We start from the raw sequence: 9,280 nt of genomic DNA on the forward strand, positions 1-9,280 counted from the left end.
GCGGCGCGTGCGCGGCCGGCGCGCGCGGCCGGGGACGCGGGGCCCGGTGGTGCTCTTCCCGGACACCTTCAACAACTTCTTCCAGGCGGACACGGCCTCCGCGGCGCTGGAGGTGCTGGAGGCGGCGGGCTTCGAGGTGCGCGTGCCGCGGGGCTTCGTCTGCTGCGGCCGGCCGCTCTACGACTACGGGATGCTGGACACGGCGAAGGCGCTGCTGCGGCACACGCTGACGCGCTTCCGCGAGGAGATCCGCGCGGGCACCCCCTTCGTGCTGCTGGAGCCCAGCTGCGCGGCGGTCTTCCGCGACGAGCTGCTGAGCCTCTTCCCGCATGACGAGGACGCGAAGCGGCTGGCGGCGCAGACGTATGTGTTGAGCGAGCTGTTGCGGAAGCGGGCCGCGGACTTCGAGCTCCCGAAGCTGGAGGGGAAGGCGCTGGTGCAGGGGCACTGCCACCATGAGGCGGTGATGAAGTTCCACGATGAGAAGCAGTGGCTGGACCGCACGGGGTTGGACTGGGAGAAGCCGGACTCGGGCTGCTGCGGCATGGCGGGCGCGTTCGGCTACGAGCGCGACAAGTACGGCGTGTCGCAGGCCTGCGGCGAAAGGGTCATCCTCCCGAAGGTGCGGGAGGCCTCCGGCGACACGCTGCTCATCGCGGACGGGTTCAGCTGCCGGGAGCAGATCCTCCAGGCCACGGGGCGCAAGCCGCTGCACCTGGCGCAGGTGCTCCAGAAGGCGCTGCGCCGAGGCGAGGACGTGCCGGAGGCGGCCCCCGCCCGGCCGCGCCTGGCCAGCGCCCTGGCGGTGGGCGGCGTGTTGCTGGCGGTGGGGCTGGTCTCCTGGAGGGCGTGAAGGACCCTCACGCGGAGCGTGGGTCCGACTGGAGCCATGGACGACCCCTGGGGGGAGGCCGCTAGGCTTCCGGGCGTGATTGCCTCTGTCCGCTTCGAGCACTTCCGGTGCCTGCTTCACGTGCGGCTCGCCCTGGAGCCGATGACCCTCCTGGTGGGGCCCTCGGCGTCGGGGAAGACCTCCCTGCTGGAGGGGCTCCAGCATCAGCTCGCGTACGAGCCTTCGGACTTCTGGCGGCGGGACGAATCGCGGCCGCTGCGCATCGAGTGGACGTACGCGCACGGCGACCGCACGCGCGTGGAGTATCCGTTCAGCGTGATGGACACGCTGCCCGGCCAGGGCCACTCCACGCAGCAGCTGTCGCTGAGCATGGAGGCGCTGCGCGAGGGCGGCTCCTCCGCGAAGGCGACGTGGCTGGAGCGCAAGGGCGGCAACCTGGCGAGCGTCTTCGCGGCGCTGCCCATGTCCACGCGGGACGTCATCTCGCGGGAGCTGGCGAAGCGCGTGCCGTCGTTGTCGGACGTGGACGTGTCGCGCGACCTGGAGGACCGCTCCTTCCGGCTGCGCTTCCGCGACCGCTGGAGCCCGGACGTGTGGTTCGGCCCCGAGCACGTCTCGGACGGGGTGCTGTGGCTGCTCGCGTTCCTGGTGCTGCCCTACCAGCGGCCGCTGCCGGAGCTGCTCACGCTGGACGAGCCGGAGCGCGCCCTGCACCCGGGCCTGGTGCGCGAGGTGCTGGAGCTCTTGCGCGCCATGACGCGAGGTGAGTCCACGGGAGGCCAGCCGGTGCAGGTGGTGCTGGCCACGCACTCGCCGGACCTGCTGGAGCACGTGCGCCCGGAGGAGGTGCGCCTGCTGTCGCGAGAGCCCGCGGACGGCTCCGTGCGCGTGCACCCCGTGCCCGCCACCGCGCTCCACTGGCGGCGCGAGTGCCGGGAGCTGCTGGACACGCTGTAGCACGGGGCCCTCGGAGGGGCCGTGCTGTCCACCAGCGCACGGCGCCCGCGCCACGAGTGACCTGGGGGTGACGCTCCGCGCGTGGGGCTGACGGTTGTGTGCCTGCGTCGGCGGGCCACTCCTAACGTGGGCGCCTCCGCCCATGCCCCTCCTCCTGCCCATCCTCCTGGCCCTGGCGTGCGCGCCGCTCGCGTACCTCCACGAGGAGCCGTTCATCGACTGGGCCTCCGGGCGCATCTCCGGGCTGGCGCAGGTGATGGGCGGCCGGGTGCTGGGCCTGTTCGCCTCCACGCGGCGGCTGGAGCGCGTGTCGCGCGAGGTGCAGGCGCGGCTGGAGCCGCACGGGATTGAAGTGCTGCGCCAGTCGCGCGGGCACGGCCGTTCGCTGGCGGCGCGGCAGGAGCGCGACACGGGCACGGTGCTGCTGGGCACCAAGAGCTTCTGGCAGGGCGTGGACATCCCCGGGCGCGGCGTGGGGTGTGTCTTCATCGACAAGCTGCCGCTGGAGCCGGCGTCACGGCCGCTGGTGGCCGCGCGCGAGGAGCCGCTGGCGAAGGCGGGCAACGAGTACCTGGGCTTCCTCCAGTACCGGCTGCCGCGCGCGTTGCTGCTGTTGCGCCAGGGCGTCGGGCGGCTCATCCGCTCCACCACGGACCGGGGCATCGTCGTGGTCGCCGACCCCGGGCACGCCAGCTACCGGCCCATGTTGCTCCAGGCGCTCGCGGGCTACCGCGTCGTCGCGCTGCCGTGGGCGCAGGCGCGGCTGCTGCTGCACTCGGAGCTGCTGCAGATGGGGCTCACCGCCGACACCGCGCGGGTGTGAGCCCCCGGCCTGCCCTACCGGGCTACCGAGCCAGCCGCTCGCGGTAGCGCGCTTCCAGGGCGCTCAGCTCGTCCACCCAGGGGCCCGTGGCGCCGCTCGTGCGCGCCTGGGCCAGGGCCTCCGCCACCACGCGCGCGTCCTCCTCCTGCTGCGTGCGCAGCCGCTGCGTCATGTCCCGCGCGGCCTCGAAGACGTCCTGCAACTCGTCGCCCTCGCGCAGGCCGTGCTGCGGCGGACGCAGGCGGCCTTCGGCCACCTCGCGCATCATGCGCTTGATGCGGAAGAGCGGGCCCGCCATCCGGTGCGTCACCACGATGGTCGCCAGCGCCACGACCGCGATGAACAGCACCAGGCAGCCGCCCAGCACCCACCACGTCAGGTGCTGGTGGCGCTCCAGCTCCGCGCGCTGCGCGACGATGGCCGTGCGCTCCGCCTCGTAGCTGGCGTCGATGGCCTGCGCCTGCTCCTGGAACTTCTTCTCGAACGCCGGGTCGTTCATGTGGGCCATCAGCTCGTTGGAGAGCGTGGCTCCGGACAACTCGCGGCTCACCTCCGCCGCGCGCGAGCGGGCGTCCACCGCCGTCGCCGTCTCGTGCATCAGCGAGTTCGCCGCGCGCACCAGGAAGATGCCCAGGAGCGCCGCCAGCACCAGCGACACGCCGACGATGTACGCGGTGAGCTTCAGCTGGAAGGGCGCGTCGAGCAGGAAGTTGCGCCAGCGGCGCTTCGTCGTCGGGGCCGGGGCCGTGGTCGTCGTCATGTCTCGCTGCTCCAGTCGAAGGTCGCGGCGGCTTCCTCGATGGCTCGGGGGATGAGGGCCTTCAACAGGTCCGCGGGCGGAGCCCCCGCGGCGTTCACTTCCACCTGCCCCATCAGGGACTGCTCCGGGTACGTCATGCACAGGATGGCCAGCCGCAGCCCTCCGCTGTCCGTGGCCTGGATCTCCGCCGTGATGCGGTAGCCGTGCACGCCCAGCTTCTTCAGCGCGCCCTTCGCCGCCGCCTTCGACTCCTTCTGCGGCGCCATCAGCGCGCCCCGGCGCACCAGCTTGGAGCGGAGGCGCGCCTCCGTCACCTTCACCAGGTCCGCGGGCACGCGGCCCGTCTTGTCCTTCAGCGCGTCCAGCGACAGGTAGAAGCGCGGCCGGCGCGCCTGGTACGCCTTGATGGCCTTGATGGACTCCGCCACGGCCGCCTGCACCGTGGCGTCCGCCTCCCCCTTCACCGCCTGGAGGCAGTCGAGCCCGCCCGGCTCCAGGAGGGCGCCCAGGCCCTTGGCCACCGCGGCGCGCACCAGCTCGCTGGGGTCCTTGAGGGCGCCGCACAAGGGCGGCACCGCCTCCGGGTCCTCGGTGGCCCCCAACACGAGCGCGGCTTGTGAGCGAGCACGCGGATCCCTTCCCTTTTCCAACTGACGACCCAGGAAGGTGATGCGCGTGTCCCCCTGCGCCAGCGCAGCGCTCGGCAACAGGAAGAAGAGGAGCAGGAGTGCTGTCGGCAGCCGCATGGGATGGGTAAAGAAGTGCCAACAGTGTAGCCGCGATTTACCTGTCCATGACAGTTGCCTCTCAGGGCAATCGCGCACACCTTGCTGGCGCACAATGGGCGACGTCCTCCACAGGGGGAGGACGGCTGGGGTGCGGGAGACCCGAGGCGGGTCACCGCGGGCTGGGGGCGCAATGAAACGCGGAGTCATCCTGACGGGTGTTCTGCTGCTGGCAGGGTGGTTGGGCGGTTGCCGTGACTCGGATCGTCTGACGTCGGTGGGCAAGCCACGGCCTCCCGGGCCGACGCCGGTGGAGTCCACGCCCACCCTTCCCGACTCCGAAAACTCCCAGCCGCCGCCCGGCAAGCCGCCACCGGTGCCGGAGGTGGTGGACCCGCCGCCGCCGGATCCGGAGGAGGAGGTGTTGGATCCCACCCCCATCCCGACGACGGACGGCGTCCCCGGGCCGCTGCCCGGCGTCTACACGGACAAGGGCGAGGCGCCGGAGACGGACCTCATCCGCGGGCTCGTGTCCTTCCCCATCCGCGACGAGGACGCGCTCGCAGAGCGCATCCACGACATCTACAAGCCCGGCGGCGCCGGCTTCCGCAAGTACATGACGCAGGCCGAGTGGATGGCGAAGCACGCCCCGACGCAGAAGGACGTCACCGTCGTCACGGACTGGCTGAAGTCCGAGGGCATGCAGGTGCCCTACGTCGCCACCAACCGGCTGCTGGTGCAGTTCGTGGGGACGGTGGGCCAGTTCAACAAGGCGTTCGGCGTGACGCTGCGCATCCTGGAGCGCAAGTCGCCCCAGGGCGGCAATGATCCGCACGACGTCTACGGCCTCACGGAGGGCATCAAGGCCCCCACGTTCGTGCAGCAGCGCATCCACGCCATCGTCGCGCTGGACCTGCCGGCGGCGACGGGGACGATGCCCGGCGAGTTCGGCCAGCCGTCCACGGACAAGCCGGACCCCGTCAACCGGGGCCTCACGCCGCAGCAGGTGGCGCGCGCGTACGGCGTGGACTCCCTCTACGCGCAGGGCCACCACGGCCAGGGCACGAAGCTGGGCGTGGTGATTGGCGCCGGCTTCCGGTGGAAGGACGTGCGCACCTTCTGGAAGATGTGGGACATCGAGCGCGAGGACCCCAAGGTCGTCCAGACCATGGAGCCGCCCGTCACGCGCTACCGCGAGGGGACGCTGGACGTGGAGTGGGCCGCGGCGATGGCGCCCAAGTCGGACGTCATCGTCTACATGGGCCCGGACGCGCGCAACTCGTCCATGCTCTACACCTTCAACGAGGCCATTGGCCGGGGCGAGGTGTCCGTCATCACCACGTCCTTCGCGCACCGCGAGGACTCCGAGCCGCGCGCGGTGCATGAGCAGTACAGCGCCTCCGGGATGATGGCCGCCGCGCTGGGCATCACCGTGGCCGCCGCGAGCGGCGACTCCGCGGGCGTGGACACGCCGGGCTCCAGCCCCTACGTCACCGCCGTGGGCGGCACGCAGCTGAAGATGAACGGCATGACGCTGACGGGTGAGACGGCCTGGTACTACTCCGGCTCCGGCATCAGCCGCTCCTTCACCACCCCGGAGTGGCAGAAGGGCATCGTCCCGCTGCCCGCCAAGCGCGCGGTGGTGGACGTCGCGCTCAACGCGGACACCGGCTACTGGTACACGTGGCTGGGCGTCACCACGCCCAACACCGGCACGTCGTTCGCGTCGCCCATCTTCGCGGGCCTCATCGCGGTGGTGAACGGCGCGCGCTCAGAGGAAGCGAAGCCGCCGGTGGGCTGGCTCAACTCCCAGCTCTACACGCTGCCGGACGTGCAGAAGACCTTCCGCGACATCACCGTGGGCGTCACCGACCGGCAGTACGAAGCCGGACCGGGCTGGGACATCCCCACCGGCTGGGGCGCGCCGAGCGCGGAGGGCCTGCTGCGGACCCTGCCCTGAGTGAGCAGGCAGGCGACATAGGGCGGACGGGCATGCGAGCGCCGCTCCGGCTGTCATCCTGGATTGACGGGATGCGAATGCATGCGCAGGGCATGCTGTTCGGGACAGGACCATGTCCTTGTCCCCCCTGCGCACGACCCTTTCCTGCCTCCTGCTCCTCGCAGCCGCTTGCAGCAATGCCGTCGCTGGACCGAGCGATGCCGTGGCGGAGAACCCGTCAACCTCCCCTGGAAGCGTCATCCAGCGCCCGCCTCGCCCACCGCCCCCGTCGACGGCGTGGGCCAGGTGCCCACCACCCCGACGCCCACCGACCCGGTGACGCCCACGGACGGGACGCCGGTCGCCAGCACGCCGGACCCGTCGGCGAGCGTGTGCGCGCCGCTCAGCTCGCTGGCCAGCCTGACGGGCGACCTGACGACGTGGCTCCAGACGGCGCCCATCGCCGCGGCCAACAGCGGCGGCTTCACGGAGCCGGGCGGCACGGAGCTGGCCGCGTTCGAGGGCGCCTTCCGCACGCTGCTCACCGAAGGTCCCACCGCGCAGGTGGTGCAGGACCTGGCGGGGATGGGCTACGGCGTGTCCACCTTCCGCAACGCCACGGGCGGCGGCTGGCTGGTGGTGCGCGAGCAGGGGCTGCTGTCGCGCGGCGGCGGCACGTTCATCATCAACCTGTTCCCCGCGCGCGACCTGTGGCTGGAGGCGCCGCACGCGGACTCCGACGAGGGCACGCTGCGCCAGACGGCCACGCAGCTGGTGACGCTGGGCGCGCGCGCGCTGCTCATCAACCGGCAGCACCGTGCCCGACCGTAGCCCCAGCCTGGCAGCCCCGTCAGCCAGCGGGCACCACCAGCGTGTGGCGGCACCAAGGCCTGCGCATCTCCGACGCCGCGCACTACGGCAACACCTTCTTCACCGCCGCGCACCGCGCGCTGCGCGCCACCTACCCGGACGCCATCGCCGCCAGCATCCACGGCATGGACGCGGGCGACGGCCCCGAGGCCGCCGTGGTGAGCGACGGCACCAGCACGCTGCGGCCCGAGGCGCTCTCCAACCGCCTGCGCGACGCGCTCAACACCCACCTGGTGGGCACGAAGAAGGCCTTCTCCTGCAACTCGGTGGAGGACTCGGGCAAGCACCGCACCCTGTGCGGCACCAGCAACGTGCAGGGCCGCATCGACAACGGCGCCGCGGACGCCTGCTTCACGGAGGCCGCCGCCGGCTCGGACCGCTTCGTCCACCTGGAGCAGTCCGCCACGCTGCGCGGCACCGGCGCGTCGTCCAAGGCCGTCATCCAGGCGCTCGCGGACACCGTGCCCTGCACGCTCACCGGCTCCGGCCTGGGCTGCCAGGCCGTGGTGGCCGCGCAGGACTGCCCGTAAGGCCGCCTCCGCCCCCCTGGCCGCTCCAGCCCGGCCGGGGGCCGTGACGCCTCATGCATCCGCACCCGGGGTTCAGCCTGGCCTTGCCTCGCGTGAAGCAGGCAGGCTGATCCGGTTCAGGAGCCCCTTCCACTGTCCGGGGCTGGGCATTCAGTGGGACTGGAGGCCCGGACCATCGGTTGGGCACCGGACGCTTCTCCCCCCCCGAGAGGGGCAACCTGGTCGGGGACGGGAGCCTCCCTAGATTCGAGCGGCCACCAATGCCGCTCCTTTCGACCCTGACACTCTTTCCGGCTTACTCGCTCGACACCTCCATCCTGGTGGCGGTGCTCGTGGGCGTGCTCATCCTGGCGCTCCTCACGGAGACGCTGGGGTGGGTCTTCGTGGGCCTCGTCGTTCCTGGCTACCTGGCCTCGGTGTTCGTCATCCACCCGGAGGCGGGCTGCACCGTGGTGGCCGAGTCGCTGCTCACCTATGGCCTGGCGCTCGCGTTCTCCAGCGGACTGTCACGCACGGAGGCCTGGAGCGAGTTCTTCGGCCGCGACCGCTTCTTCGTCGTGGTGCTGGCCAGCGTGGTGGTGCGCGCGGTGAGCGAGACGTGGCTCCTGCCCGTCCTGGGCCACTGGATGGACGAGCGGTGGGGCACGTCCTTCATCGTCGACCGCAGCCTGCACAGCATTGGCCTGGTGCTGGTGCCGCTCACCGCGAACGCCTTCTGGAAGCTGAAGCTGCGCCGCGGGCTGTGGCAGGTGTTCGTGCCGGTGGCGCTCACGTACGTCATCCTGCGCTTCGTGCTGCTGCCCGGCACCAACCTGTCCTTCTCCAGCCTGGAGCTGATGTACGAGGACGTGGCGCAGGACTTCCTGTCCAGCCCCAAGGCCTACATCATCCTGCTGACGACGGCGTTCCTCGCCGCGCGCTTCAACCTCAAGTACGGCTGGGACTTCAACGGCATCCTCGTGCCCGCGCTGCTGGCGCTCACGTGGCTGGAGCCCCTGAAGCTCGTGGCCACGATGGCGGAGGTGCTGCTGCTGGTGCTGGCCGCGAAGGCGGTGCTGTCGGTGCCGGGGCTGCGCACGCTCAACCTGGAGGGCCCCCGCAAGACGGTGCTCGTCTTCTGCCTGGGCTTCCTCGTGAAGTGGACCGTGGGCTGGGCCATGGGCGCCCGCATCCCGGGCCTGAAGGTCACGGACCTGTTCGGCTTCGGCTACCTGGTGCCCACGCTGCTGGCGGTGAAGATGCTCCAGAAGCAGGTGATTGCCCGCGTGCTGCTGCCCACGCTGCACACGTCGCTGGCGGGCTTCCTCATCGGCAGCCTCGCGGGCTTCGGGCTGTCGCTCATCGAACCGCGCCCGGCCACCGCGCTCACCGCGGAGGCGCCGCACGAGCACGTGCCGGGGCTGGGCCTGGACCAGTCTCCGCTGGGCCTGATGGTGATGGGCCGCGCCACCGCGCGTGAGAGCGACGTGGGCGGCTCGCTGCGGCTGAAGCACGGCGACCTGCGCGCGTACACCGGGCTGTGGAACGGGCTGGACGCGTGGCTGGAGTCGGGCCGCGCTGAGGCCGTGTCCTCGCTGCGCACGCAGGCGGTGGCGCTGGGGCTGGAGCTCCGGGAGCTGCCGAAGCAGGACGGCGGGCCCGCGCGCTTCGCGCTGGTGGAGCGCGTGGAGGGCGACGGCAAGGCGGGCTGGGACACGTCGCTGCTCGTCCCCGGCGCGCAGGGGCCCGTGCTGGAGGTGCCGCGTCCGCTGACGGAGGCGCCCAGCGCCATCTTCGCGATTCAGTAGCTGCGACCACGGACGTGTACAGGCGCCCCAGTGCTC

General features: G+C 71.8%; 8 protein-coding genes and 1 pseudogene. 7 read left to right on the top strand and 2 right to left on the bottom strand.

Annotated elements, in window-relative coordinates; genetic code table 11:
- The 3 genes and pseudogenes from ACLEQD_RS29940 to ACLEQD_RS29950 form a co-directional block, all read left to right on the top strand.
- On the top strand, positions 1–853 hold an 853-nt coding region (locus ACLEQD_RS29940; protein ID WP_410388747.1), incomplete at its 5' end, for a (Fe-S)-binding protein.
- 75 nt (positions 854–928) lie between these two features.
- Positions 929–1,810, top strand: a complete 882-nt coding sequence (locus ACLEQD_RS29945) for an AAA family ATPase (protein WP_410388749.1) — start codon at positions 929–931, stop codon at positions 1,808–1,810.
- Positions 1,811–1,988: 178 nt separating this feature from the next.
- Positions 1,989–2,633, top strand: a pseudogene (locus tag ACLEQD_RS29950) (helicase C-terminal domain-containing protein); the annotation flags it as partial.
- 22 nt (positions 2,634–2,655) lie between these two features.
- On the opposite strand, the gene ACLEQD_RS29955 reads toward ACLEQD_RS29950, so the two are convergent.
- Together ACLEQD_RS29955 and ACLEQD_RS29960 are read right to left on the bottom strand one after the other, a co-directional pair.
- Entirely contained in the window at positions 2,656–3,393 is a 738-nt protein-coding gene (locus ACLEQD_RS29955) for a signal protein (protein WP_410388750.1), read from the bottom strand.
- The gene (locus ACLEQD_RS29960; protein WP_410388752.1) at positions 3,390–4,139 is read right to left on the bottom strand and encodes a HEAT repeat domain-containing protein; all 750 of its coding nucleotides are present in this window, start codon (positions 4,137–4,139) and stop codon (positions 3,390–3,392) included. Before ACLEQD_RS29960 ends, ACLEQD_RS29955 begins: the two co-directional genes overlap by 4 nt.
- A 256-nt stretch (positions 4,140–4,395) precedes the next feature.
- Here ACLEQD_RS29960 and ACLEQD_RS29965 point away from each other — a divergent pair, with 256 nt between their 5' ends.
- From ACLEQD_RS29965 to ACLEQD_RS29980, 4 genes are all read left to right on the top strand, one after another.
- A complete protein-coding gene (locus tag ACLEQD_RS29965; protein WP_410388754.1) occupies positions 4,396–6,078 on the top strand; it encodes a protease pro-enzyme activation domain-containing protein in 1,683 nt (560 codons plus the stop codon).
- Between the two features lie 285 nt (positions 6,079–6,363).
- Positions 6,364–6,888, top strand: a complete 525-nt coding sequence (locus ACLEQD_RS29970; protein WP_410388756.1) for a hypothetical protein — start codon at positions 6,364–6,366, stop codon at positions 6,886–6,888.
- Positions 6,889–6,929: 41 nt separating this feature from the next.
- Positions 6,930–7,457, top strand: coding sequence for a hypothetical protein (locus ACLEQD_RS29975; protein WP_410388758.1), 528 nt, complete (start codon positions 6,930–6,932; stop codon positions 7,455–7,457).
- Positions 7,458–7,717: 260 nt separating this feature from the next.
- Complete coding sequence (locus ACLEQD_RS29980) at positions 7,718–9,244, top strand: poly-gamma-glutamate biosynthesis protein PgsC/CapC (RefSeq protein WP_410388760.1); 1,527 nt, start codon at positions 7,718–7,720, stop codon at positions 9,242–9,244.
- Positions 9,245–9,280 lie beyond the last annotated feature (36 nt).

Origin of the sequence: Corallococcus sp. 4LFB, assembly GCF_046520365.1 — a bacterium.
Lineage (GTDB): Bacteria > Myxococcota > Myxococcia > Myxococcales > Myxococcaceae > Corallococcus > Corallococcus caeni.